The organism is Nocardioides secundeburneus (assembly GCF_039939255.1).
Classification (GTDB): Bacteria; Actinomycetota; Actinomycetes; order Propionibacteriales; family Nocardioidaceae; genus Nocardioides.
This window is the reverse complement of record NZ_JBDUUE010000004.1, coordinates 162,395-185,724: the sequence shown is the minus strand read 5'-3', so window position 1 is coordinate 185,724 and position 23,330 is coordinate 162,395. Positions and strand designations below refer to the sequence as shown.

General features: G+C 72.4%; 25 protein-coding genes. 9 read left to right on the top strand and 16 right to left on the bottom strand.

The features are described from left to right. Positions 1-143 precede the first annotated feature (143 nt). Together ABFT23_RS11860 and ABFT23_RS11855 are read right to left on the bottom strand one after the other, a co-directional pair. Complete coding sequence (locus ABFT23_RS11860; RefSeq protein WP_347895389.1) at positions 144-1,295, bottom strand: phosphate ABC transporter substrate-binding protein PstS; 1,152 nt, start codon at positions 1,293-1,295, stop codon at positions 144-146. A 168-nt stretch (positions 1,296-1,463) separates the two neighbouring features. After that, a complete protein-coding gene (locus tag ABFT23_RS11855) occupies positions 1,464-2,339 on the bottom strand; it encodes an NUDIX hydrolase (protein WP_347895387.1) in 876 nt (291 codons plus the stop codon). 60 nt (positions 2,340-2,399) lie between these two features. Between ABFT23_RS11855 and ABFT23_RS11850 the strand changes: the two genes are divergently transcribed. Then, positions 2,400-3,494: a hypothetical protein gene (locus ABFT23_RS11850; protein ID WP_347895385.1), complete on the top strand. Its 1,095-nt coding sequence runs from the start codon at positions 2,400-2,402 to the stop codon at positions 3,492-3,494. Between the two features lie 99 nt (positions 3,495-3,593). On the opposite strand, the gene ABFT23_RS11845 is transcribed toward ABFT23_RS11850, so the two are convergent. The 4 genes from ABFT23_RS11845 to ABFT23_RS11830 form a co-directional block, all read right to left on the bottom strand. Continuing rightward, a complete protein-coding gene (locus ABFT23_RS11845; protein ID WP_347895383.1) occupies positions 3,594-3,749 on the bottom strand; it encodes a hypothetical protein in 156 nt (51 codons plus the stop codon). Positions 3,750-3,960: 211 nt separating this feature from the next. After that, a complete protein-coding gene (locus tag ABFT23_RS11840; RefSeq protein WP_056863399.1) occupies positions 3,961-4,164 on the bottom strand; it encodes a cold-shock protein in 204 nt (67 codons plus the stop codon). Positions 4,165-4,433: 269 nt separating this feature from the next. After that, positions 4,434-5,465 carry a YihY/virulence factor BrkB family protein gene (locus tag ABFT23_RS11835; RefSeq protein WP_347895381.1) on the bottom strand — a complete coding sequence of 344 codons (1,032 nt, stop codon included), beginning with the start codon at positions 5,463-5,465 and terminating at the stop codon, positions 4,434-4,436. Continuing rightward, positions 5,452-6,252 carry a TetR/AcrR family transcriptional regulator C-terminal domain-containing protein gene (locus ABFT23_RS11830; RefSeq protein WP_347895379.1) on the bottom strand — a complete coding sequence of 267 codons (801 nt, stop codon included), beginning with the start codon at positions 6,250-6,252 and terminating at the stop codon, positions 5,452-5,454. The genes ABFT23_RS11835 and ABFT23_RS11830 overlap by 14 nt, the downstream gene beginning before the upstream one ends. Before the next feature lie 181 nt (positions 6,253-6,433). Between ABFT23_RS11830 and ABFT23_RS11825 the strand changes: the two genes are divergently transcribed. From ABFT23_RS11825 to ABFT23_RS11810, 4 genes are all read left to right on the top strand, one after another. Beyond that, positions 6,434-6,607: a CsbD family protein gene (locus ABFT23_RS11825; RefSeq protein ID WP_347895377.1), complete on the top strand. Its 174-nt coding sequence runs from the start codon at positions 6,434-6,436 to the stop codon at positions 6,605-6,607. Further along, positions 6,607-6,729 carry a hypothetical protein gene (locus tag ABFT23_RS11820; protein ID WP_347895375.1) on the top strand — a complete coding sequence of 41 codons (123 nt, stop codon included), beginning with the start codon at positions 6,607-6,609 and terminating at the stop codon, positions 6,727-6,729. Before ABFT23_RS11825 ends, ABFT23_RS11820 begins: the two co-directional genes overlap by 1 nt. 103 nt (positions 6,730-6,832) lie before the next feature. Continuing rightward, complete coding sequence (locus ABFT23_RS11815) at positions 6,833-7,570, top strand: SDR family NAD(P)-dependent oxidoreductase (protein WP_347895373.1); 738 nt, start codon at positions 6,833-6,835, stop codon at positions 7,568-7,570. Between the two features lie 50 nt (positions 7,571-7,620). Further along, complete coding sequence (locus ABFT23_RS11810) at positions 7,621-9,384, top strand: GAF domain-containing SpoIIE family protein phosphatase (RefSeq protein ID WP_347895371.1); 1,764 nt, start codon at positions 7,621-7,623, stop codon at positions 9,382-9,384. Positions 9,385-9,433: 49 nt separating this feature from the next. Here ABFT23_RS11810 and ABFT23_RS11805 read toward each other — a convergent pair whose 3' ends face one another. From ABFT23_RS11805 to arsM, 3 genes are read right to left on the bottom strand one after another with little or no spacing between them, the layout of a single operon-like run. After that, positions 9,434-9,874 (bottom strand): arsenate-mycothiol transferase ArsC, encoded by a 441-nt coding sequence (locus ABFT23_RS11805; RefSeq protein ID WP_347895369.1) that lies wholly within the window; start codon positions 9,872-9,874, stop codon positions 9,434-9,436. Then, on the bottom strand, positions 9,871-10,998 hold the full coding sequence (gene arsB, locus ABFT23_RS11800; RefSeq protein ID WP_347895368.1) for an ACR3 family arsenite efflux transporter: 1,128 nt from the start codon (positions 10,996-10,998) through the stop codon (positions 9,871-9,873). Before arsB ends, ABFT23_RS11805 begins: the two co-directional genes overlap by 4 nt. Continuing rightward, positions 10,995-11,813, bottom strand: coding sequence for an arsenite methyltransferase (gene arsM / locus ABFT23_RS11795; RefSeq protein ID WP_347895366.1), 819 nt, complete (start codon positions 11,811-11,813; stop codon positions 10,995-10,997). Before arsM ends, arsB begins: the two co-directional genes overlap by 4 nt. An 88-nt stretch (positions 11,814-11,901) precedes the next feature. Here arsM and ABFT23_RS11790 point away from each other — a divergent pair, with 88 nt between their 5' ends. Then, positions 11,902-12,252: an ArsR/SmtB family transcription factor gene (locus ABFT23_RS11790; protein WP_347895365.1), complete on the top strand. Its 351-nt coding sequence runs from the start codon at positions 11,902-11,904 to the stop codon at positions 12,250-12,252. 39 nt (positions 12,253-12,291) lie between these two features. On the opposite strand, the gene ABFT23_RS11785 is transcribed toward ABFT23_RS11790, so the two are convergent. Both ABFT23_RS11785 and ABFT23_RS11780 read right to left on the bottom strand, forming a co-directional pair. Then, the gene (locus ABFT23_RS11785) at positions 12,292-12,561 is read right to left on the bottom strand and encodes a metal-sensitive transcriptional regulator (protein WP_347895363.1); all 270 of its coding nucleotides are present in this window, start codon (positions 12,559-12,561) and stop codon (positions 12,292-12,294) included. After that, positions 12,561-12,977 (bottom strand): DUF302 domain-containing protein, encoded by a 417-nt coding sequence (locus tag ABFT23_RS11780; RefSeq protein WP_347895362.1) that lies wholly within the window; start codon positions 12,975-12,977, stop codon positions 12,561-12,563. The genes ABFT23_RS11785 and ABFT23_RS11780 overlap by 1 nt, the downstream gene beginning before the upstream one ends. Positions 12,978-13,135: 158 nt before the next feature. Between ABFT23_RS11780 and ABFT23_RS11775 the strand changes: the two genes are divergently transcribed. After that, positions 13,136-15,307, top strand: a complete 2,172-nt coding sequence (locus ABFT23_RS11775) for an MMPL family transporter (protein WP_347895360.1) — start codon at positions 13,136-13,138, stop codon at positions 15,305-15,307. Positions 15,308-15,364: 57 nt separating this feature from the next. Then, entirely contained in the window at positions 15,365-17,695 is a 2,331-nt protein-coding gene (locus ABFT23_RS11770; protein WP_347895358.1) for a SpoIIE family protein phosphatase, read from the top strand. On the opposite strand, the gene ABFT23_RS11765 is transcribed toward ABFT23_RS11770, so the two are convergent. Then, a complete protein-coding gene (locus tag ABFT23_RS11765; RefSeq protein ID WP_347895356.1) occupies positions 17,688-18,554 on the bottom strand; it encodes a helix-turn-helix transcriptional regulator in 867 nt (288 codons plus the stop codon). The two genes, ABFT23_RS11770 and ABFT23_RS11765, sit on opposite strands and share 8 nt — an antisense overlap. A 102-nt stretch (positions 18,555-18,656) precedes the next feature. Here ABFT23_RS11765 and ABFT23_RS11760 point away from each other — a divergent pair, with 102 nt between their 5' ends. Further along, positions 18,657-19,415: an SDR family NAD(P)-dependent oxidoreductase gene (locus tag ABFT23_RS11760; protein WP_347895354.1), complete on the top strand. Its 759-nt coding sequence runs from the start codon at positions 18,657-18,659 to the stop codon at positions 19,413-19,415. 198 nt (positions 19,416-19,613) lie between these two features. Here the strand turns inward: ABFT23_RS11760 and ABFT23_RS11755 are convergent, their stop codons facing one another. The 4 genes from ABFT23_RS11755 to ABFT23_RS11740 all read right to left on the bottom strand — a co-directional run bounded on the left by ABFT23_RS11755 (position 19,614) and on the right by ABFT23_RS11740 (position 22,951). Further along, the gene (locus ABFT23_RS11755) at positions 19,614-20,690 is read right to left on the bottom strand and encodes a fatty acid desaturase family protein (RefSeq protein ID WP_347895352.1); all 1,077 of its coding nucleotides are present in this window, start codon (positions 20,688-20,690) and stop codon (positions 19,614-19,616) included. A 2-nt stretch (positions 20,691-20,692) separates the two neighbouring features. Next, a complete protein-coding gene (locus tag ABFT23_RS11750; protein WP_347895350.1) occupies positions 20,693-21,097 on the bottom strand; it encodes a DUF5994 family protein in 405 nt (134 codons plus the stop codon). Positions 21,098-21,500: 403 nt separating this feature from the next. Further along, entirely contained in the window at positions 21,501-21,998 is a 498-nt protein-coding gene (locus tag ABFT23_RS11745) for a hypothetical protein (RefSeq protein ID WP_347895348.1), read from the bottom strand. Beyond that, positions 21,995-22,951, bottom strand: a complete 957-nt coding sequence (locus ABFT23_RS11740) for a glycosyltransferase family 4 protein (protein WP_347895346.1) — start codon at positions 22,949-22,951, stop codon at positions 21,995-21,997. Before ABFT23_RS11740 ends, ABFT23_RS11745 begins: the two co-directional genes overlap by 4 nt. Between the last annotated feature and the right edge of the window lie 379 nt (positions 22,952-23,330).

The following is a 23,330-nucleotide window of genomic DNA, read 5'->3' as shown; positions in this document are numbered from 1 at the left end:
GGCTGCTCTGGCTGCTCTGGCTGCTCGGACTGCTCGGACTGCGGTGGGTCAGGTCGGCGGACGGACCGCCTGCCCGCCACGAGGGGCCTGGACCGCGATGCGCGGTTCAGGCCCCATCGTGACGTGCTGGCTGGATGGCTGGATCAGCCGGCCGAGATCTTGCCGACGATCTCGAGCGCCTGGCTCTCGATGTCCTCGGCGAGCGGGGCCACACCGGCCTCCTCGGCACCGAACTGCTGGCCGTCGGCGCTGAGCACGTACTCCATGTAGGTGCGCACGAAGTTGGCCTCGGCCTCGTCCTCGTAGGTCGAGCAGGCGATGAGGTACGACGTCAGCACGATCGGGTACGCGGCCTCGTCGGGGGTGTAGTTCAGGTCGAAGACCAGCTGGTTCTCGCCGGCCTCGGCGGCCGGCTCGGACGCGCTCAGGATGGCGGCCGCGGCCTCGGGCGTCGGGTCGATGAACTCACCGTTGACCTCGATCGAGGCCTTGCCGAGCTCGCTGGCCTGGCTGGCGTCGGCGTAGCCGATCGAGTTCTCACCGTTGGTGATGGCGTCGATGACACCGGAGGTCTGGGCCGCGCCCTCGCCGCCGGCCTCGCCGGGCCAGGTCTCGACCTCACCGGCGGTCCACACGTCACCGGCGACCGAGCTGAGGTAGTTGGTGAAGTTCTCGGTCGTGCCCGACTCGTCGGAGCGGTGCACGGCGTTGATCGCGGCGTCGGGCAGGCCCGGGTTGTCCTCGGCCAGGGCCGGGTCGCTCCAGTTGGTGATCTGGCCGGCGAAGATGCCCGCGAGGGTCTCCGGGGTGAGCTTCAGCTCGGTGACGCCCTCGATGTTGAAGGCGATCGCGATCGGGCTGACGTAGTTGGGCACCTCAATGGGGGCCTCGCCCTGGCACCGCTCGGTGGCCTTCGACAGCTCGTTGTCGGGGGCCTCGTCGACCAGGTAGGCGTCGGAGCCCGCCAGCGGGTACGCGCCGGAGATGAAGTTCTCGCGGCCACCGCCCGAGCCGATGGCCTCGTAGGTGACGGTCGCGCCGGGCTGCACGTCGGTGTAGCCGATCGTCCACGCGTTCTGGGCGGCCTCCTGCGACGAGGCACCACCGATCGTGAACTGGCCGTCGACGGTGACGTCGCTCGCGCCGGCCTCGCCGTCGGTGCTGCCGCTGTTGCTGCCGCCGTCGTTGTCGGAGCCGTTGTCGCCCTCGTTGCCGGCACCGCAGGCGGTCATGGCGAGGATCGCCGTGACGGCGATGCCGGGGGCAACGACCCGGCGAAGGGAAGTGCGGATCACTTCGTGTCTCCTGTTTCAGTATCGGGAGTGACGAAGCAACTGTGATGAGGCGAGGTGGACGGATCGGCGGCCGTAGGTGAACCAGGGGTGAACTCGAACGGCCCAGTCGGCGACCGATGCCTGTGACCTGGGCGACAGTTGGGTGAACTAGCCCGGCCGACCCTTGACTCAGGGCGCCTGATGGCGTTCGGTCCCGGCCACCCGCCCCTTGCGCAGGTGGACGACGAGCAGCTCGCCGGCCTCGAGGTGCGGGTCGGCGAGGCCGAGGGCGTCGAAGACCTCCGGCAGCACCGGCCGGTGGCTGCAGACCACCGCGCCGGTGACGTCGTCGTCGAGGCTGTCGACGACGTCGTCCACCACTGCCGCGACCCCGTCGGGCGTGGCGTCCTCCTCCGACAGGCGCCGGCGCGTCTCGAGCTCCCAGCCGGTCGTGCGCACGTAGGGCTCGACAGTCTGCACGCACCTCAGGCTGGTCGAGCTCACGACCCGCGAGACGCCGTAGGCCGCGAGCAGCGGCACCAGGCGCTCGGCCTGCGTCTCGCCGGCGCGCACGAGCGGACGGTCGCGGTCGTCGCGGCGCCAGGCCTTGCGCGAGCGCGCCTGCCCGTGCCGCAGGACGACGACCGGTCGGGTCCGGCGCCGGTTCGGCACGGCCTCGGCGAGCGTCGTCCGGTCGCGCTCGTAGGTGAGCAGCTCGGCCGCGTCGTCGGCCGTGACCCAGCGGACGTCGTCGATCTCGTCGTTCGGCCGGTAGCCCGAGACGTCGTGCGGCCCGACGACGCGGCCGGTCCAGTAGTGCACCGTCTTGTGCCCGGCCTGCACCGGGTACTCCTGCAGGCTCAGCGGCAGGCACAGCCGCACGTGCAGCCCGGTCTCCTCGGCGACCTCGCGGACGGCGGCCGCGGCCACGTGCTCCCCCGGGTCGAGCTTGCCCTTGGGGAACGACCAGTCGTCGTACTTCGGCCGGTGGACCAGCAGCACGCGTCGTCCGGGCCGGAAGACGACGACCCCGGCGGCGAGCACGTCCTTGGCAGCGGCGGGCACGGCACTACTGTGTCAGCACCTCGCACCCCGCGGGACGGCGGACGGAAGAACAGGTCGCACGTGTCGGACGAACAGCCCAGCACGCCCGGCCCTGCCCGACCCGCGCTGCGTCGTCCGGTGGTCGTGGTCGGTGCCGTCGTCGTGCTGGTCGTGGCCGCCGTCCTGGTGGTCGTGCGACTCGGCGGCGACGACGACGAGCGCGGCCGCCTCGAGCGCGCCGTCGCGTTCACCCCGCGCGACAGCCAGCGCATCCTCTGGACCGACTGGGCCGGCGTCCGCGACGAGCTCGGCGCCGACCTCGGGGCCGACCCGAGCGCGGCCGAGGTGCAGGACCTCCTCGACCGCGGCTTCGAGTCCGACCTCACCTCGACCAGCGCGCTCGGCTCGTCGGCGGTGGCGATGCAGGAGCGCCTCGGCTTCTCCCCCGCGACCCTCGAGTGGGAGCTCTACACGCAGTCCGAGAGCGGCGCCGCGCTCGTGCTCCAGCTGGCCGACGGCGTCAGCACCGACGACGTCACCGACCGGCTCGCAGGCCTGGGCTACGCCGAGCCCACGGACGACGACGGGTACTGGGTGCTCGGCACCGATGCGCCGTTCTCCACCGAGATCACCCCCGAGCTGGTCTACCTCACGTTCGACGACGACGCCGGGCTGGTCATCGCCGGCGACAACGCGGCCGGGCCGGCCGAGGCCCGCGAGTCGGTGCGCGCGGCGTCGTCCGAGCCGGTGCCGGACGGCGTCGTCGCGCAGCTGGGCGCACCGTTGTCGGCGGCGATCTTCACCGGCTCCTACGCCTGCTCTGCGCTGGCGATGGGCAACGCCGACGACCGCGACCGGGCCGCCGCCGACGACCTCGTCGCCCAGGCCGGCGAGATCGACCCGCTCACGGGGTTCGGGATGGGCGTCGAGCCGGGCGGGTCCGTCCGCGTGACGATGGGCTTCGAGACCGAGGCCCAGGCGCGCACCAACGCCGACACCCGGGCGCGCCTGGCGACCGGCCCGGCCCCCGGCCAGGGCGGCGACTTCGCCGACCGGTTCGCCCTCGCGAAGGCGAGCGCCGAGGGGTCCGTGGTCGTGCTCGACCTCGACCCGGTGGACGGCGCCTACGTCGTCTCCGACCTCAGCAGCGGACCCGTGCTCTTCGCGACCTGCTGAGCGTCACCCGACACGAGGCCAGAGGAGCCGGCGCGCCGAGACGCCCTCTTCAGGCGGCGCGCCACGCGCGAAGCGGAGCGAGCGCCGTGAGAAGGAGCTCTAGCCCCGCTCGGGGACGACGCCGAGGATGCGGTCGATCTCGTCGACCGGCAGCCGGTCGTCGGCCTCGCTGGCTGCGATGATCAGGTTCGTGGTCAGCTCGACCTCACCGAGGAGGTCGACGTCTTCGAGCGACACGTCGAACTGGTCGAACATCCGAACCCCTCCGCTCCCGATCGCCGGACTTCGTTGGGCCCATCGTAGCGACTGTCCGGTCGTCGCCGTGATGGTCATTCCTGATCATTCGGAAACTTCCACCCTGACTAGGCGCCGCTTGACGCATGACACGTCGTGGGTATGCGGGACGCACGAGACCCCGCCGGCTCAGCCGACGGGGTCTCGTTGGTGGTCTCGTGACCAGCCGGTCTCAGACGGGCCGGACGTTCTCCGCCTGGGGGCCCTTGGGGCCCTGGGTGACGTCGAACTCGACCTTCTGGTTCTCGTCCAGGGACTTGTAGCCCTGGGTCTGGATCGCCGAGTAGTGCACGAAGACGTCGTCGCCGCCGTCCTCCTGCGCGATGAAGCCGAAGCCCTTCTCAGCGTTGAACCACTTCACGGTGCCCTGAGCCATCTGCTCAATTCTCCTTGTATCGGGGCGAGAGCCGCCACATCAGCGACCCACAACTCATGCGGGTGACACGTCGCTCCGACCCATGGGATGACACCACAAACCAGAAACGCCGTTGGATCACAAACTCCTTAGGCGTCAGACCAGCTGGAACTCTGCATCAGTTGCACTGCAGACCCTATCAATCACGGCGCCGGAGAAAACCCCCTGCGCCACATCGATCGTCGGCCCCTGGGTGAACTTCTGGTTTCGGCCCTCGGCGAGGCACGCGGTCACGGCCGGGGCGGGTCGTCGTCGTCCGGCTCGCCCTGGCGCTCGCGCTCCTCCAGCGGGCTGGCGGCGAACTCGACCTCGACGGTCTGGAAGCCCTTCTGCTGCTGGGCCTTGGCGAGCTCGGTGTAGGACCGCTTGTCGGCGTCGGTGAGCACGACGTTGTCGGTGAACGGGGTGAGCAGGGTGCGCGGGTGCAGCCGGTCGACCAGGACGACGTTGAGCTCGAGGCACAGCACCAGCACCACGCACGTCAGGTACAGGAAGGCCAGCAGGCCGAGGACGACGGCGAACACGCCGTTGGTGGCGCTGGACGTCGCGGTGGTGCGGCCGACGTAGGCGACGCCGACGTACTGCAGGCCCAGCCAGGCCACCGCGGCCAGGCACGCGCCCGGCAGGACGTCGCGCCACGCCAGGTCGCGCGCCGCGGCGAAGCGGAACACGAACGCGAACGCGGCGGCGTGGATGGCCAGGGTGCCGACGAGCAGGGCGATGCTCGAGAGCGGCCCGAGCACGGTCGCCGCGCCGATGACGCCGGCCAGGGCGGTGGTGCCGATGACGTCGACGCCGATGACCCCCAGCAGCACGATGCTGCGCCCGCGCAGCACGAAGGGGTTACCGCGCTCGTTGCGCGGCACGGTCCAGGCGGTGTTGCAGGCGTTCTGCACAGCCTGGCCGACGCCCATGGCGCCGTAGAGCGCGCCCGCGAGTCCGACGACCAGCCCGGTCGCGCCGCCGCCGATGCCGGAGGGCCGCTGGAGGTCGTCGCCGACGACCGGGAGCTGGCCGAGCGCGGAGTCGATGAGGCGCTGCTGCAGCTCGCCGTCGCCGGCGAGCACGAAGCCGAGGATGGTCGAGGCCAGCAGCAGTAGCGGGAAGAGCGAGACGAAGGCGAAGTAGGTGATGAGCGCGGCGAGCTGGGGGCCGCCGTCGTCGACGTACTTGTAGACGACCGAGATCGGCAGCCCCACCACCTTGTGGCGCTGCTGGAAGGCGTCGAGCCGGGCGACGAGCCCGGGCTCAGAGCTCGACACGGACGACCGCGATGCGGTTGAGGGTCTCCTCGAGGGCCGCCTCGAACTCGGCGGCCGCGTGGTCCTCCCCCAGGCCGGCACGCAGCCGGGCCACGGTGGGGAACTCGCGCAGACGCTCGTCGTCGGCCTCCTCGTCGTCGAGCACGTCGAGCGGGCCGATGTCGGCGCCGAGCGTCGCGACCTCGAGCAGGAGGGTGCCGAGCAGGAAGCTGGTGAACGCGCGGTAGCTCGCCACGGCCGCCTGGTCGCTGAACCCCTCGCTGCACAGTCCCGACAGGAACGTCTCGACCCAGTCGAGGCTGCGCAGCGGCGGTCGGAGCCAGGGGGCCTCGGGCGGGCGGGAGGCGACGAGCGGGAACGACTTGGGGTGCGCGAGTGCCGCCCGGCGCACTCCGTGTGCCAGGCGCTGGAGGAAGTCCTGCCACCCGTTGACCGGGGCCTTCACGACCTCGGGGTCGGCGTGCATGTCGCTGACCAGGGCCTCGACGACGCCGTCGAGCAGCTCCTCCTTGCCCGGCACGTAGCGGTAGAGCGACATCGCCTCGACGCCCAGGCGGGCACCCAGACGCCGCATGCTGAGGGTGGCGAGGCCGGCCTCCTCGATGTGCTCGAGGGCCGCCGCGACGATGCGGTCGCGATCGAGCCGCACCCGCGCGGACGGCGGCTCCTGCCCGCGCACCAGCGCGGCGTCGGCGTCGAGGTGGCCGTCGGCGTCGGTCGGGCGGTCGGGTGGGGTGTCGATGACCAGGTCTCCTCTCGTGCCGGGGAAACGGTATCGGCGCCGCAACCGCGCCGACCCCTCCGAGGGGTGATCGGCGGCGCCTCGTTCCAAAGGGTGAACGGCCCGCCAGGCTTACAACGTAAGTTGTTTCGTGCCGGCATCACGATCGTCACCCGAGACGACGCCGGATACATCACCCGTCGGTGGACACCTGTTCACCGAATCCATCACCCAGAAGGAGAAGTCGATGGGACTCGCAGACAAGGCCAAGAACGCCGCGCAGGACGCCGCCGGGAAGGTCAAGGAGACCCTCGGCGACAAGACCGACAACGACGACCTCAAGGCGGAGGGCAAGGCCGACCAGGCCGAGGCCAGCGTCAAGAAGACCGGTGAGGGCATCAAGGACGCGTTCAAGGGCTGATGGCCAAGCCGAAGCGCAACGCCTTCGCGCTGCTCGGGTGGGTGGTCTGGAAGCTGCTCGCCCTGTTCGGTCTCCAGTACGCGAAGGACAAGCTCAAGCACGACAGGCATCGCCGGGCCTGAACCCGCGGGGTGCGCCTGACCCGGCGCACCCCGTCGGTCTTTTTCCACCGGCGGTCTCCGACGAGGTGGTCCGACCCGACGCGCCGCTGCGCACACTGGCCGCATGACACACCCCGACCTCGACCGCCTCGACGGGCAGGTCGCGCTGGTGACCGGCGGCAGCCGCGGCATCGGCCTCGCCGTCGCCCGCGGTCTCGGCGGCCTCGGCGCGACCGTCGTGCTCGTCGGCCACACGCCCTCCGGGGCCGAGTCGGCCGCCGCCGTCCTGGTCGAGGAGGGCATCGACGCGGTCGGGGTGGGCTGCGACGTCGCCTCGGCGTCCGAGACGGCCGCCCTGCCCGGCCGGCTCGGGCCGCTGGCCGCCGTCGACGTGCTCGTGTGCGCGGCCGCGGTGATGAGCGAGCGCACCGCCAAGACGCTGCGCACCACCGAGGACGAGTGGCGTCGCGTGATGGACGTCGACCTCGACGGCGTCTGGCGCACGATGACCGCCTTCGTGCCCGGCATGGTCGAGCGACGCCACGGCCGCGTCGTCGCGCTCAGCGCCTGCCTCGGCCGGATGAGCGGACCCGGCACCGCCGGGGGCCTCGCGCCCTACCGGATCGCCAAGGCCGGGGTGAACGCGCTCGTCCGCAACCTCGCCCACGAGCAGGGTCTCGGCCGGCGCGGCGTGCTCGTCGACGCCACCTGCCCCGGCCACTGCCGCACCGACATGGGCGGGCCTGACGCCCCGCGCTCGGCCGAGCAGGGCGCCGAGACCGCGGTGTGGCTCGCCGCGCGGCCGGCCGAGGGCGCGCAGACCGGGGTGCTGTGGGAGGACCGCCGGGTCGTGCCCTGGTAGACCCGCGTTCGGGGGCGGTCGGGATGGACTTCTCGTATCGTGGTCGGGCCATGGCCCCGACGAGCGACCCCTCTGCGGCAGCGGACGATCGCGGCTCCGACCTGCTCACCTCGTTCGACCGCTACGCCAGGCTCGTGCAGCAGCTGCTCGGCGTGCCGGTGGCCCTGGTCACCGTCGTCGAGCGCGACCGACAGGTGTTCCGCGGCCAGCTCGGCCTGCCCGAGCCCTGGGCCAGCCGGGGCGAGACCCCGCTGACGCACAGCTTCTGCCAGTACGTCGTCGCCGACCAGGCCCCGCTCGTCATCGCCGACGCCCGCGACGACGAGCGGTTGCGCGACAACCTCGCGATCGAGGACCTCGGCGTCGTCGCCTACGCCGGCCACCCGATCGTCGACCACACCGGGACGACGGTCGGCTCCCTCTGCGCGATCGACCAGGTCCCCCGGCGGTGGACCGCCCACGAGCTGGAACGGCTGGCCGATCTCGCCGGCGCGTGCTCGGCCGAGCTCGCCCACCGCGGCCTCTCCCTCCTCGCCCGCGACGCCTGGACGGTGGCCAACGAGCGCGACCGGCAGTCGCGGGTGCTGCTCAGCCTCAGTCACCGGTTGTCCGAGACCCGGACGCTCGCCGACGTGGCCTCGGCCGTCGAGCGCGTCGCCCGCGAGCAGTGGGGTTGTCCGCACGCGGCCATGTGGCTCCGGACGACGGCGGACGACCCCCAGTCCGACCCGTCGGGGGCCGGGACACGGCACCTGCTGCTCGCGGCCGAGGAGGTCGTCGGATGGCGCCAGGCGCACGACCACCCGCGACTCGCCGTCACGAGCGAGACCCCCGTCGGCGCGGCCTACCGCAGCGGCGATCCGCAATACCTCGACACCCGCACCGACCAGTGGTCCGACCAGGTCGGCGGCGACCGCGTCTTCGTGCCCCTGCGTCACTCCGGCGTGGTGCACGGCGTCCTGGTCCTGGACTGGGAGTCGGCCCGGCCCCTCGGCCAGGACGTCGCGGACACGGTGACCGCCATGTCGCTCTACACCGCCCAGGCGGTGGCCCAGGCGCGGCTCCTCGACGAACGGGCCCAGGCCGCGACCACGCTGCAGGAGGCGATGCTGACGCCCCTGCCGGACGTCGCCGGACTCGACCTGGCGGCCCGGTACCGGCCGGCCGCCGTCCGCGACCAGGTCGGCGGGGACTGGTACGACGCCGTCACCCTCCCCTCGGGCGGCACGGCCCTGGTCATCGGCGACGTCGTGGGCCACGACATCGGCGCGGCCGCGACCATGGGCGCGCTGCGCACGACCCTGCGCACGCTCGCCTGGACCGCGGCACGACAGCGACCGGCCACCGTGGTGGAGCAGTTCGAGACCGTCGTGACCGACCTGGTGCCCGGCGCGATGTGCAGCCTGGTCTACGCCCACGCCCTGCCTGCGCCCCGTGGCGGCGACGGGTGCCTCGAGGTGCACTGGTCCAGTGCCGGCCACCCCGCGCCGCTCGTCCTGCACCCCGACGGCACCACCACCTGGCACGACGACGCCCACGGGGCCATGATCGGCATTGGCGTCGGCCGCAACCGCCCCCGCGGCGAGGCCTCCCTGACCCTCACGCCCGGCTCGACGCTGCTGCTGTTCACCGACGGACTGATCGAGCGCCGCCGCGAGACCCTCGACGCCGGCCTGGCCCGGCTGGCCGAGGCCGTCGCCCGGCACGCCACCGCCGACCTCGACGCGCTGATCGAGGCCGTCCTCGACGACGTCCTGCCGCCGACGCCCGAGGACGACGTCGCCGTCATCGCCGCCCGCTGCCGGCCCGCCTGAGGCTCGACCGGCGCGGCGGCACGTGGTCGGCGCCGCCGGCGAGCCCGTGTCAGGTCGCGGGGACGACGGACGGCGGGAGCGGGTGCCCGGGGGCGAGCTCGGCGACGAGGTCGCGGACGCGGGTGTCGATGTCGGCGATGATGCGTCGCACGGTGGCGTCGTCCTGGCCCCTGGGGTCGTCGAGGGGCCAGTCGCGGTAGGTGGCTCCGGGGACGTAGGGGCAGCTCTCGCCGCAGCCCTGGGTGATGGCGAGGTCGCTGGCCGCGATCATCTCGGGCGTGAGCAGCCGGGGTCGCTCGCGGGAGGTGTCGAGGCCGAGCTCCTCGAGGATGCGTGCCACCTCGGGGTGGATGTGGTCGCCGGGCTCGGTGCCGGCCGACAGGGCGATGACGTGGCCCTGCGCGTAGTGCTCGGTGAGCAGGCGCGAGGCGACGGACCGGCCGCCGTTGGCGCGGCAGGCGAACACGACGCGGGGGACGTGGACGGTCATGAGGTTGCTCCGGTGTCGGTCGTCGTGGCGGGTGCTGCGCCCGCTGCTGCGGGGGTGGCGTCTGCGAAGTAGCGGCGGGCCCAGAGGCTGACGTAGACGAGCCCGACGAGGACGGGGACCTCGATGAGAGGGCCGACGACGCCGGCGAGCGCCTGGCCGCTGGTGACGCCGAAGACGGCGATGGCGACGGCGATCGCGAGCTCGAAGTTGTTGCCCGCCGCGGTGAAGGCGACGCTGGTGGCGCGGGGGTAGCCGAGGCCGAGGCGGTGGGCGACGAGCATCGACCCGGCCCACATGAGCGCGAAGTAGACCACGAGCGGCAGCGCGATGCGGGCGACGTCGAGGGGCTGGGCGGTGATGGTGTCGCCCTGGAGGGCGAACAGGACGACGATCGTGAACAGCAGGCCGTAGAGGGCCCAGGGCCCCAGGCGCGGGAGGAGTCGTCCTTCGTACCAGTCCCGGCCGCGACGGGCCTCGCCGATGCGGCGGGTGAGGTAGCCCGCCGCCAGCGGGACGCCGAGGAAGACCGCGACGCTGCCGGCGATCTCCCACGGCGAGACCTCGAGCCCCGAGGTCGCCAGTCCGAGCCAGCCGGGGAGCAGGTCGAGGTAGAACCAGCCGAGCGCGGCGAACGCGACGACCTGGAAGACGGAGTTGAGCGCGACGAGCACGGCGGCGGCCTCGCGATCGCCGCAGGCGAGGTCGTTCCAGATGATGACCATGGCGATGCAGCGCGCGAGGCCGACGATGATCAGCCCGGTGCGGTACTCGGGCAGGTCGGCGAGGAACACCCAGGCCAGGGCGAACATCAGCGCCGGCCCGACGAGCCAGTTCAGGACCAGCGACAGCACGATCAGGCGGGTGTCGCGGGCGACGGCGCCGATCTCGTCGTAGCGGACCTTGGCCAGGACGGGGTACATCATCACCAGGAGGCCGAGCGCGATCGGCACGGAGATCGACCCGACGCTGACGGCGTCCAGGGCATCGGCCATGCCGGGGACCCACCGTCCGAGCAGGAGCCCGACGGCCATCGCCGCCCCGATCCAGACCGGCAGGTACCGGTCGAGGGTCGACAGCCGGCCTGCCGCCTGGGGGTCGGCCTCGGTGGCCTGGGCGGTCGTCATGCGACGGGCCCGGCGGGCTTGATGGCGCGGATGATGGCGCCGTGCATGCCTGGGGCGGCCTCGTGGGTGAGCTCGACCTCGGCGTCGAAGAAGCCCGCGGCCGCGAGTCCGTCGAGGTACTCGGCGCGGGACAGGGCACCGGCGATGCAGCCGACGTAGGAGCCGCGCTCGGCTCGTTCGGCGGGGCTGAGGTGGTCCTCGGCGACGACGTCGGAGATCCCGATGCGCCCGCCGGGGGTGAGCACGCGGAAGGTCTCGGCCAGCACGCGGGGCTTGTCGACCGAGAGGTTGATGACGCAGTTGGAGATCACGACGTCGACCGAGGCGTCGTCGAGCGGGATGTCCTCGATGGTGCCCTTGCGGAACTCGACGTTGGTCGCGCCGGCGCTGGCCGCGTTCGCGCGGGCGAGCTCGAGCATCTCGTCGGTCATGTCGACGCCGTAGGCGTAGCCGGTCGCGCCGACGCGGCGCGCGGACAGCAGGACGTCGATGCCGCCGCCCGAGCCGAGGTCGAGGACGCGCTCGCCTGCCCGGAGGTCGGCGACCGCCGCGGGGTTGCCGCAGCCCAGGCTCGCCGCGACCGCGTCGGCGGGCAGTCCGTCCTGGTCCTCCGCGGCGTAGAGGCCGGCTCCGAACGACGGGCCGACCTCGACCTCGGTGCCGCCGCAGCAGGCGGAGCCGGACTCGTCGCCGACGTCCTGCAGGGCCTCGTTCACCTGCTCGTTGGTGCTGCCACGGCCCACCGCGACCGCGGCGGCGGCGTAGCGCGAACGGACCTCCTCGATCACCTGGTCCGGTTCCTGGGGCTGTGACATGGTGCGGCTCCTCCAGATCGGCGAACGTCGATGCATCGAGCATTCTCGATGCATCGACGTATGTCAATCCGTCTGGCACGATGGAGGCATGGCCCGAGCCCGCACCCTCCCCCTGCTCGACGCCGCCGGCTCCTGCTGCTCCTCGGTCGTCGGCGGCGCGCTGGACGCCGAGGACGCCGAGCGTCTCGCGCGGGCCTTCAAGGCCCTCGGCGACCCCACGAGGGTCCGCCTGCTCTCGCTGATCGCCGCGAGCCCGGGGCGCGAGGCGTGCGTCTGCGACCTCGTCGACCCGGTGGGCCTCAGCCAGCCGACCGTCTCGCACCACATGAAGCTCCTCGTCGACGCCGGCCTGGTCGTGCGCGAGCAGCGGGGCCGATGGGCCTTCTACCGCCTCGTCGACGACGCCCTCGCGGCGCTCGGCCGGTCGCTCCGACCCTGACCCGCCGGATAGCGACGACGTCGTCGGCCCACCGCCCGCTCAGGCCAGGGCGAGGAACAGCTTCTCCATCTTCTTGACGTCGACGTTGTCGAGACCCTCGTCGCCGGCGTCCTCGAGGCAGTGCTGCAGCCCGGTGGCGACGATGGCGTAGCCGGCGCGCGAGAGGGCCTTGTTGACGGCCGCGAGCTGGGTGAGGACCGACTCGCAGTCCGAGCCCTCCTCCATCATGCGGATGACGGTGGCGAGGTGGCCGTTGGCCTTCTTCATCCGGGTGATGATGGCCTTGATCTCGGTGGGCTCGAGCTCCATCAGTCCTGTCCTTCCTGGGCCGCGACGGCCGCGAGGGCCGAGAGGAGTCGGGCGCGGGCGTCGTCCGAGACGGCGCGCAGCGTCTCGCTGGGGGTGTCGACGAACGAGGTCATCATCGCCGGGTCGAAGGCCTCGACCACGGTGGTCGAGACCCCCTCCGACCTGACCACGACGTTGCAGGGCAGCAGCACAGCGATCGACGGCTCGGCCGCCAGGGCCTGGTGGGCCAGCTGCGGACGGCAGGCGCCGAGGATCACCTGGGGCGCGGCGTCGACGTCGAGCTTGGCCTTGAGGGTGGCACGCAGGTCGATCTCGGTCAGCACGCCGAAGCCTGCCTCGGCGAGCTGCTCGCGCACCGCGGTCACGGTCTCCTCGTAGGGGCGCTCGGTGGTGATCGAGAGCGTGTAGTCCGCCATGTCGTGCCTTTCGTCGTGGTGTTGCGCGGCGTCGCGAGCCCCCGGCCCGGGCCCTGACGTCGTCGACTGTACAACCCCCCGGGGGGTTCTGCTAACTTCCGGTACGTAACCCCCCGGGGGGTTAAATGCCACCGGACCACCCACCGAACGGAACCTCCATGAGCACCACCTCCGACCTGGACGCCGACCGTCGTCGGTCCCTCGACATCACTCCGACGTCGCGCCCGGGACCGCTCGGGCGGCTCGGCGTCTGGGTCACCGACCACGCCAGGATCGTCACCGGCGTCTGGCTGCTGCTGATCATCGGCCTGGGCGCCTTCGCCCCCCAGGTCGAGCACAACCTGTCCGGCGCCGGCTGGCAGGCCGACGGCTCCGAGTCCGTGGCCGCGCGCGAGCTCGCCCAGGACCACTTCGGCGGCAACGCCTCCTCCGCGATCCAGGTCGTCGTGCACTCCACCGACGGCCCCGTCACCGAGGGCCCCGGCGCCGACGTCCTCGCCCGCGTCACCTCGGTCCTCGAGGCCGAGCCCCGCATCGCCGACGTCGTCGCCCCGACGCCGGGAGCGACGGTGAGCGCCGACGGACGGACCGCCATCGTCCTGGCCGGCGCCGGCACCGACACCAACGAGATGGTCCGCGTCGCCACCGACCTCAAGGGCGAGCTCGAGGACCTCTCGGTCGACGGCGTCCAGGTCAACCCCACCGGGTCCTCGCTGCTGTGGTCGGACTTCAACGAAGCCAACCTCGAGGCGATGCTGACGTCCGAGATGGTCTCCTGGCCCGTCACCATGGCCATCCTCGTGCTCGCGTTCGGCGCCCTGGTCGCCGCCGGACTGCCGCTGCTGCTCACCCTCGCCGGACTGGTCGCCTCCGCCGGCTCCCTGGTGCTCATCAACGAGCTCGTGCCCGTCTCCATCTGGGCGATGAACTTCGCCATGATGTTCGCCCTGGCCCTCGGCATCGACTACGCCCTGTTCCTCGTCGTGCGCTATCGCGCCTCGCGCACGGGCGCCGACAACACCGCCCGCCAGGCCATCGCCGAGACCATGGACACCGCCGGCAAGGCCGTCCTGCTCTCGGGCGCGACCGTGCTCATCTCGCTCTCGGCCGTGATGCTCGTGCCGTCACCGTCGTTCCGCTCCATGGCCGGCGGCATCATGCTCTCGGTCGTCTTCGTCCTCGCCGCCACCCTCACCCTGCTGCCCCTGGTCCTGTTCAAGCTCGACCACCGCATCGACAAGCTCGCCCTGCCCCGGGCCACGACCGGCGAGCACCGCTCGGCCCGGTTCACCGCCTGGGGCGAGCGCCTGTGGAAGCGCCCTGTCGCCTTCGGCCTCGCCGCACTCGTCGTCCTGCTGGCTCTCGCCGCCCCCGTCGTCGGCCTCCAGACCGCGATGCCCTCCATCAAGGTGCTGCCCGAGGACGCCAGCGCCCGGGTCGGCTACGACCTCGTGCAGGACGCCTTCGGCGACGGCGCCCCCGGCACCCTCCAGGTCGTCGCCGACGCCGGCGAGGCCGACGCCACCGCCGCCACCCTCGTCGCCGACGCCGGCGTCGCCGCCACGCTGCCGCCGCAGCCGGCCGACGACGGCAGCGGTCTCGTGCTGATCCAGGCCGTCCCCACGGTCGACCCCTCCGACCCCGCGCTCGCCGACACCGTCGACCGGCTCCGTGCCGAGCTGCCCGGCAGCGCCCTCGTGGGCGGCGCCGCGGTGGAGAACCTCGACCTCACGACCCAGCTCGACGACTCGACCCCACTGGTCATCGGGGTCGTCCTCGTCCTCGGCTTCCTGCTGCTGCTCGTCGCCCTCCAAGCGCCACTGATCAGCCTGCTCGGCACGGTGGTGAGCCTGCTGTCGACGGCTGCCGCGTTCGGCGTGGCCCGCCTGGTCTTCCAGGAGGGCATCGGGTCCGACCTGCTCGGCTTCGAGTCCCAGGGGTTCCTCGACGCCTGGGCGCCGGTGTTCTTCTTCGCCATGATCTTCGCCATCGCCATGGACTACACGGTGTTCCTGCTGGCCTCGGCCAAGGAGCACTACGAGCGCACCGGCGACCCGCGCGAGGCCATGGTCGGCGCCCTGGCGCACTCCGGGCGCGTGATCTTCGCCGCCGGCGCCGTCATGGTCGCGGTGTTCTTCACCTTCGCCCTCTCCGGACCCCTGCCTCCGAAGGAGATGGGCATCGTGCTCGGCGTCGCCGTGCTCCTCGACGCCTTCCTGGTCCGGCTCGTGCTGCTGCCCGTGATGCTCCGCCTCACCGGGGACGCCGCCTGGTGGAGCCCGGCCTGGCTGCGCCGGGTCCTGCCCACCATCACCTTCTCGCACGGCTGACCGCCTCAGGACGCCTCGGGTGCTGCGTCGCGCTCCGGCTCCTGGGAGCATCTCGTCATGACCACCCCTGGTGACACCGGCCTCGGCCCGGTGTCAGAGCTGCACTCGGTGATCCGCGACGCTCCGGCTGCGGTGCTGGTCGTCGACCTCGGCGCCGGGCAGGTGGTGCACGCGAACGACGTCGCCCAGCAGCTGGCGCCCGGGCTGAGCCTGCCGGTGGGCCTGGAGGCGTGGTCCGACGCGGCCGCGCTGCGCGACGCCACCGGTGCCGAGCTGTCCGAGACCGACCACCCGTTGACCAGGCTGTTGCGGTTCGAGGAGATCCCGGGCCAGCGGGTCACCGCCCGACGCCGCAGCGAGATGGGCGAGGCGCGCGAGCCGCTGTGGGTGGTCGGGCTGCCGATGACCGACGCGCCGGTGCTCTCCGACCACGCGCTGGTGGTGCTGTTGTCGGTGCGGGAGCGCGACGCCGTCACCGCGGTCGACGCCGTCACCGCGGCGGGGGCGTTCGGAAGGCACGACGCGGAGATCCGCGACCGTGCGGTCCTGGCGACCGGGCTGTCGTTCACCGTGGCCGACGTCAACGACCCCGACATGGCGTTGGTGTGGGTGAATCCGGCGTTCACCGCGACGACGGGCTACGGCTTCGACGAGGCCGTGGGGCGCAACTGCCGGTTCCTGCAGGGCGCCGACACCGACCCCGACGACGTCGCAGCCATCCGACGCGCGTTGGCGGCCCGGGAGTCGGTCTCGGTCACCGTGCTGAACTACCGCAAGGACGGCCTGGCCTTCTACAACCACGTGACGATGACCCCCGTCTACGACGGTGACGGCGTCGTCACCCACTACGTCGGCGTCCAGACCGACGTGAGCGGTCGCGTCGAGTCCGACCGCCAGCGCGACGCCGCGCTCGCCGCCGAGCACGAGGCACGCACCCGCGCCGAGCAGGCCCAGGACCGGCTCGAGCTCCTGGCGAGCGCCAGCGAGTCGCTGACCGGCGAGCTCGACACCCACGAGGCCCGAGCCCGGCTGCTGCAGCTGCTGGTGCCCACGCTGGCCGACCTGGCGATCTTCGTGCACGTCGACGACTCCGGCACAGTGACCGAGCACCTCACCCGCGACAGCGATCCCGAGCTCGCCGAGGTCACCGAGCACTACGCCTCGCTGATCCCCACCTTCGCGACGCCCGACGGCCTGATCACGACCCTGCTCGACGGAGCCGCGTTCCGGATGTTCACCGACATCGAGTCGGCGGCGAGCCAGGAGCTGCAACGCCGTCTGCTCACCAGCGACGACTACGCCCGTGAGAGCGTCGACGCCCTCCAGGTGGTCTCGACCCTCACCGTCGGGCTCCCGGGGCGGGGCCGGACCCGCGACGTCGTCATCCTCAACCGCCGTGCGGGCCGGGCGCCGTTCACCTCGGACGACGCCGAGGTCGCGGTCGACCTCGGCCGCCGGGCCGGGCTGATCCTCGACAACATCCGGCTCTACGCCACGCAGAGCAACATTGCGCAGACCCTCCAGCGCAGTCTCATCTCCGCGATGCCCGACCTCCCCGGTGCCGTCATCGAGGCCCACTACCTGCCCGGCGCCGACGGCGCCGAGGTCGGCGGCGACTTCTACGACCTCATCGAGGTGGCCCCGAGGTCACCCGACGCCCTGACCGAGGCGGTCCAGGCCGTCCGCTACGCCGCGAAGAACATCGCGGGCAAGGCGCTCGGCGCGGCCTCGAGCATGCTCGGCGCGACGCGCGACGACGCAGCCCCCGTCGACCACTGGCCCGCCGAGGAGCGCGAGGGCGACCGGCACGAACGGCGACCGTTCGCCGTGGTGGTCGGCGACGTCAGCGGGCACGACGTGTACGCAGCGGCAGCGATGGGTCAGCTCAAGGGGCTCGTGCAGGCGACCGCGACGCTGCAGGACCTCATGCCGGCATCGGTGCTGAGCCACGTCGACCGGTTGATGCAGGCGTTGAACGACGAGCCCCGCACGGCCACCATGGTGTTCCTGCACCTGGAACCGCTCGAGACCGGCGACTGGCTCGCCACCCTCTCCAGCGCCGGGCACCCCCCGCCCCTGCTGAGGCTGCCCGACGCCACGCTCGAGTTCGTCGACCCCGACGGCTCGCGCGGCCCCCTGCTCGGGCTGGGCACGCCCGAGCGGAGCGAGGTGTCGCAGGTCGTGCCCGCGGGCTCGACGTGGTTCCTCTACACCGACGGGCTGGTCGAGCGACGCAGTGAGCACCTCGACGTCGGCCTCGACCGGTTGCGCAGCGCGGTCGCCGACGAGCCGTCGTCCGAGGAGATGACCGGGCGCGTGATCGAGCAGCTCACCTCGGACCAGCCTCTTGGCGACGACGTCGTCGCCGTCGCCATCCACCTCACCTGAGGTCCGAGCCGGCGGCGTTACAGGAGGCGGATCCCTCCCACGATGCGAGGACCGGGAGGGCGCGAGCCGTCGCGGAGCCCGGCTCGACCGTGTAGACCACGAGACGTTGATCGGGGTCGTGGGGCGGCATCACCGCCTCGATGCCGAACTCGAGGGGTCCCACGACGGGGTGGTCGATGCGCTTGGCGACCGAGGTGCGGTCGGTGACGCCGTGGTCGTCCCACCACCGGGCCACGTCGGCGTCGGCGCCCCGGACCTCCTCCACGAGCTGCCGGAGCCGGCGGTCGTGAGGGTGACGACCGACCTCGTAGCGCATCGCCCCCACCGCGGCAGAGGCGTAGTCCGACCAGTTGACGATCCGTTCGCGAGCGCGCGGGTCGAGGAAGAGCCACCTCAGCAGCACGGCGCCCGGCTCGAGACCGGCGCCGAGGACCGCGGGCAGCAGCGAGTTGCACGCCAGCACCTCGGAGCGTCGTCCGAGCAGCAGGGTGGGGACGCCGTCCAGCGACGTCATCAGACGCAGCAGTCCGGGGTCCGGCCGTTGCGGTGCCTCCCACGCTGCCGGACGCCGGCGGCCGGCCGGCGCAGCCAGGTCGCGCAGGTGCGCCCGCTCCACGTCGTCGAGCCGGAGCGCTCGCGACAGCGCCTCCACCACGTCGTCGGTGACGGTGTGCTGGCGTCCCTGCTCGAGGCGGCTGTAGTGCTCGGCGCTCAGCCCGGCGAGGAAGGCCAGCTCCTCCTTCCGCAGGCCAGGGACCCGGCGCGGCCCGGGGAACGGCTCGATCCCCGCCTGCGACGGAGTGAGCCGGTCGCGACGCGACCGGAGGAACGCGCCGAGACCGGAACGGTCGACAGGCATGGGCTCAGCCTAGGACCGGCTCCGGGGGTCGTGACTGGTCACGGCGTGACCAGTCACCGTCTGCTCTGGCACGACCGACGAGGCCGGGGTGGACTCGACCCCATGAGCACACCCGACCTCACCGGACGCACCGCCGTCGTCACCGGCTCCACCAGCGGCATCGGCGCCGCCATCGCCCGCACCCTCGCCGCTCGCGGCGCCCGGGTCCTGGTCACCGGCCGCGACCCCGCACGCGGCCGGCTGGTCGTCGCCGAGATCGAGTCCTCCGGGGGCGCGGCCGTCTTCGTCCACGGCGACCTCTCCGCTCCCCCGGCCGAGCTGCGCGACCTCGCGGCCACGTGGTCCGCCGCCCTGGACGGGCGCGTCGACGTCCTCGTGCACAACGCGGCGCTGTGCCCCGCGGTCGACACCGTCACGCTCACCGACGCCGACCTGGAGGACACCCTGGCCGTGAACGTGCGCGCACCGCACGTGCTCACCGCCGCTCTTGCCCCGGCGATGGCCGAGCACGGCGGTGGGGCCATCGTGGTCATCGGCTCGTGGATGGCCGAGGTGGGTCACGCCTTCGTCGGCCTCTACTCGGCCACCAAGGCCGCCGAGGCCCAGCTCGCCCGCAGCTGGGCGGCCGAGTTCGGTCCCCGCGGGGTCCGCGTCAACACCGTCGCCCCGGGCGCGACCCGGACGCCGATCAACGCCGGCAGCGGCGACGTCATCTCGCAGATGACCGCCTCCACGCCGGCAGGCAGACCCGGCACCCCCGACGAGGTCGCCGCAGCCGTGGCCTGGCTGGTCTCGGACGACGCCGGCTACGTCCACGGTGCCCTGGTCCCGGTCGACGGTGGGATCAGCGCGACGCGGTGAGACGCGGTCGCAGGTGCCGCCCGGGCGCCCCGTGGCGTGCTAGCTCAGGACGTCGGAACGGGGTGTCTCGAGACCTCGACCCAGCACGACTCGAGCATGCCGCGCGTGCGTTCCGACCGACAGCCATGGCGGGATGGACGACGTCGGCGCCACCACGTCGAGCGCGTTGGCCCCGGCGCCTGGCCCGCGACCCGTCGGTCAGGCACGCCCGCCTCGGAGCTGCGCCGAGAGCGGGCAGTCGAACGGGTCGCGCGCCCGCAATCCCACGTGGTTGAGGTAGTCGACGACGATGGCGTACGAGCTCAGGAGGCCGACCTCGGTGTAGGCGACCCCGACCCGCTCGCAATGGGCGCGGACCAGGGGCTGGGCCAGCCGGAGGTGACAGCGCGGCATGCTCGGGAACAGGTGGTGCTCGATCTGGTAGTTGAGCCCGCCCATGGCCCAGTCGACGAGCACGTTGCCCCGCACGTTGCGCGAGACCATCACCTGACGTCGCAGGAAGTCGAGCTTCGTCGTCGGCGGCACGATCGGCATGCCCTTGTGCGCCGGGGCGAAGGAGGCGCCCAGGCAGACACCGAAGACCGCGACCTGGACGCCGAGGAAGGCCACGGCCTGACCGAGCGGCAGCACCACCACGACCACGGCGACGCAGGACCCGAGCCGGATGAGCACCACGGCCAGCTCGGTGCGTCGCCAGGGCTGGTCCGACCCGGCGCGCAGGAGGGCGCGCACGCCGGCCACGTGCAGGTTCAGGCCCTCGAGCGTGAGGAGGGGGAAGAACAGCCAACCCTGACGACGCACGAACCAGCCGGCGAAGCCGGTGGTGCGACCGGCGACGATGCCCGGGGTGAAGGCGATCGCCCCGGCCGCGATGTCCGGGTCGAGACCCTCGACGTTCGGGCCACGGTGGTGCGCGTTGTGCTTGGCCCGCCACCAGGCGCGGCTCAGGCCGGCGAAGCCGCCGGCGAGCACCCGCGCGGTCCACACGTTCCAGGTGGCGGACTCGAGGATCTGCCGGTGGGCGGCGTCATGGCCCAAGAACCCGAACTGCGTGACGACGACGCCCAGAGCGGCGGCCACCAGGAGCTGCCACCACGAGTCGCCGAGAAGAGCGAAGGCCACCCACAAGCCGGCGAACGCTGCCACGTGCGCCGCGATCTGGGTCAGGTAGTAGCCGCGGCGCCGCTCGAGCAGACCCGCCTCGCGGACGCCGCGCAGCAGGTCGGTGAAGTCGCTCGTGAACTCGCGTCCCGGTCGACTCGGCGCCGCGGACACGACTACGACCCGATCGCGGCGCCGTAGCCGAGCCGGCGGGCCTCGTCGGCGTCTGCCGTGCTCGGCACGACGGTGAGGTGCAACCCATCGCCCGTCGACATCGTCAGGACCATGACCCGGGTGTCGTCGCGCGGGAACGAGCCGACCTTCACCATGCCTCGCGTGGCCCGCACGCTGCGCACGCCACGGCCGTCGACGACGACGTCGTCCCAGTCGGGCCGCGAGAACAGCAACCGACTCACCCGCCCGGCGTCATGGGGGAAGTGATCGACGAGGTCGCGGACCTCCGCGCGGAGGTCGCGCGACCGCGGCCACCACGCCCCGTGCGGTCCCCGCGCGAGCGGGTTCGGGTCGAGCCACAGCCGAAGCGCCGACGGCGACCGAGGAGTGGCGGAGGATGCGGACATTGCTGGGAGCGTCGCCATGGACGTCTGCCCTTCGTCCTGCCTTGGCGGCTCGAAGAGCACAGGCGTGACAGGTTGGTTGAGCTCAACCATACGCACAGGCGCCGTCGATCGCGCTATCGCAGACAGCCGCACTCCCCACCCGACGCCGGCTGCTCCAGACCGATCGGCATCGGTGGCCGCTGATCCACCACCGGAGGACGGCTCAGCCTCCGAGTCATGAGTGCCCAGGAAAGATGTGCGACAGCGTCTCGACCCTCCACCATCGGCCGGGCTCGACGTGGGAGCGGCCTGGGTTCGAGTGCCGCGGAAGCGGTCCGGTCGAGCTCGGTCACGAGGCGGCCCCTCCACAGCGGTGAGCCTGGTCGTCCTGACGCCGGGGAGGAGCCTCGGCGGGCGTGCGAGGTCAGGCGGGCGCTGATCCACGGAGCCGGTGCTCGGGCGCGAGTGCACGCCGCAGCGCGGACAGGTGCCGGGCCGCGTCACGGAGGTGGTCCTCGGCGAGGTCCCGGGCGGCCGGCTCGCACCCGTGGATCATCTCCGCCCGGTCGCGCAGGATCGCCGCCTCGACAGACTCCGAGAGCGCCGCGACCAGCCGCAGGTCGTGCGCGGGTCCCGGAGCGATTGCCTGCAGGGGTGGCACGGACAGCTCCGTGGCTGCCTCCATGGCGGGGCGAGCCGTGCCCTCGGGCCGGTCCCACCGTGCGAGGAGCGCGACGATGCGGGCGTTGTCGTCGTCCCAGGCGACCTGACCGCGGCGGGCCACGTCTCGCAGAGCGGGTTCGTGCGCCTTGTCCGCGGCCAGACGGAAGGCCTCCCGCGCGTCCCGCGCGGCCCGCAGCGCGGACAGGACGTAGGCCAGGTCCGTGGCGGTGAATCGTAGTTCCCGAGCGGACGAGCTCACGAGGGGACCTCCTCGACCGGTCGCGTCGTGGTCGCGGGACGTCGTACCGAGGCGGGGGCGTCCGGCAGGCTGATGAGCGCCTCGAGCTCACGCACCATGCGGAGCGGGGTGACCGGCTCCGGCTCCTCGAACACGCCGAGCAGGGCGTCGACGGACTGCTCGATCGTGAAGCAGGTCGCCGCAGCCGCCCTCTGCGTCGGAGTAGGCGGGGCGCACGACAGCGCGTCCAGGATCCCCCGGGCCAAGGCCTCCGCATCGTCGGGTGCGACCAGGTGGAGGGCACCGCACTGCGTCTCGGGCAGACCTCCGTCGTCGGACGCGACCACGCGCGCGCCCGAGTGCTGCGCCTCGATCGAGACGATTCCGAAGGTCTCGTGCCAGTACTGACCGTTCGAAGGCATCACGACCACGTCGTGACCGGCCACCAGGACCGCCATCTCCTCCGGACTCACGCGCGCCGACACCAGGTCGACCCGGGGGTGGGCGCGCACCATCCCCTCGATGATGTGTCCTTGGGGTTTGTCCGCACCGGCGGTGGTGACGGTGAAGAACAACGACGGGTCATCCTCGACGATGTCGGTGTGCAGCATCGAGAGAAACGTGTAGATGCCCTTCTCGGGACTCAGCCTCCCGGCGTAGAGCACCCGAGCAACGCCCCGCGGTGAGGTCGTTCTGGCGACCTGGGCGAAGGCCGCCTCGGCGAACGGGTAGACGACGTGGACTGTCGCCACGTCGACGTCCAGGAAGCGCGCCCACAGGTCGGCGGCGTACCTGCTCGTCGCGATCGGGATCCGGTCCCGCATCGAGGCAGCCACCTCCGTCTGCCGCTGCCGGCGCAGGGGCGGCGGGACGTGGAGCATCTGGTACGCCGGGCGCCGGGTGGCGACGAACGGCGCCTCGCTCACGAACACGACGACGCCGGCCAGCTCGCCGACATCCTCGAGAGCGGGCACCGACGTGAACGGTATGTCCACGAACTCGTCGCGTCCGTCATCGGGTCCGAGACCGATCGTCACGACCTGCGCCGCGATCCCGCGACGGTTGAGCTCGCGGACCTGTCCCACCGTGTAGTTCTCCGAGCCTCCGGTCCCCGCAGGGAGGCGCTCGTGCGCCGTCCAGACGAAGGAGATCATCCGCGTCGTCCGCGTCGATGGGGCCGACGGACGTCAGGCACGCCCTCCCGGACGAGATCACCGTTGCACTGTCGCAAGCCCATTCGGGTGCCGCCTCGACTTGCTGCCTGCGCCGGCACCTGAGGCCGTAAGACACGGCAGGAGGCCTGGCACTCGCAGTCTCTCGGTGAGCATAGCCGAGTGACCCTCGAGGTGGGTG

Coding starts and splice junctions, on each gene's coding strand:
- ABFT23_RS11790 (WP_347895365.1), top strand. CDS start 11,902: ATGGCCCGAGCCCGCACCCTCCCCCTGCTCGACGCCGCCGGCTCCTGC.
- ABFT23_RS11845 (WP_347895383.1), bottom strand. CDS start 3,749: ATGTTCGACCAGTTCGACGTGTCGCTCGAAGACGTCGACCTCCTCGGT.
- ABFT23_RS11765 (WP_347895356.1), bottom strand. CDS start 18,554: ATGCCTGTCGACCGTTCCGGTCTCGGCGCGTTCCTCCGGTCGCGTCGC.
- ABFT23_RS11805 (WP_347895369.1), bottom strand. CDS start 9,874: ATGACCGTCCACGTCCCCCGCGTCGTGTTCGCCTGCCGCGCCAACGGC.
- arsM (WP_347895366.1), bottom strand. CDS start 11,813: ATGTCACAGCCCCAGGAACCGGACCAGGTGATCGAGGAGGTCCGTTCG.
- ABFT23_RS11820 (WP_347895375.1), top strand. CDS start 6,607: ATGGCCAAGCCGAAGCGCAACGCCTTCGCGCTGCTCGGGTGGGTGGTC.
- ABFT23_RS11785 (WP_347895363.1), bottom strand. CDS start 12,561: ATGGAGCTCGAGCCCACCGAGATCAAGGCCATCATCACCCGGATGAAG.
- ABFT23_RS11815 (WP_347895373.1), top strand. CDS start 6,833: ATGACACACCCCGACCTCGACCGCCTCGACGGGCAGGTCGCGCTGGTG.
- ABFT23_RS11840 (WP_056863399.1), bottom strand. CDS start 4,164: ATGGCTCAGGGCACCGTGAAGTGGTTCAACGCTGAGAAGGGCTTCGGC.
- arsB (WP_347895368.1), bottom strand. CDS start 10,998: ATGACGACCGCCCAGGCCACCGAGGCCGACCCCCAGGCGGCAGGCCGG.
- ABFT23_RS11810 (WP_347895371.1), top strand. CDS start 7,621: ATGGCCCCGACGAGCGACCCCTCTGCGGCAGCGGACGATCGCGGCTCC.
- ABFT23_RS11750 (WP_347895350.1), bottom strand. CDS start 21,097: ATGTCCGCATCCTCCGCCACTCCTCGGTCGCCGTCGGCGCTTCGGCTG.
- ABFT23_RS11780 (WP_347895362.1), bottom strand. CDS start 12,977: ATGGCGGACTACACGCTCTCGATCACCACCGAGCGCCCCTACGAGGAG.
- ABFT23_RS11775 (WP_347895360.1), top strand. CDS start 13,136: ATGAGCACCACCTCCGACCTGGACGCCGACCGTCGTCGGTCCCTCGAC.
- ABFT23_RS11770 (WP_347895358.1), top strand. CDS start 15,365: ATGACCACCCCTGGTGACACCGGCCTCGGCCCGGTGTCAGAGCTGCAC.
- ABFT23_RS11825 (WP_347895377.1), top strand. CDS start 6,434: ATGGGACTCGCAGACAAGGCCAAGAACGCCGCGCAGGACGCCGCCGGG.
- ABFT23_RS11760 (WP_347895354.1), top strand. CDS start 18,657: ATGAGCACACCCGACCTCACCGGACGCACCGCCGTCGTCACCGGCTCC.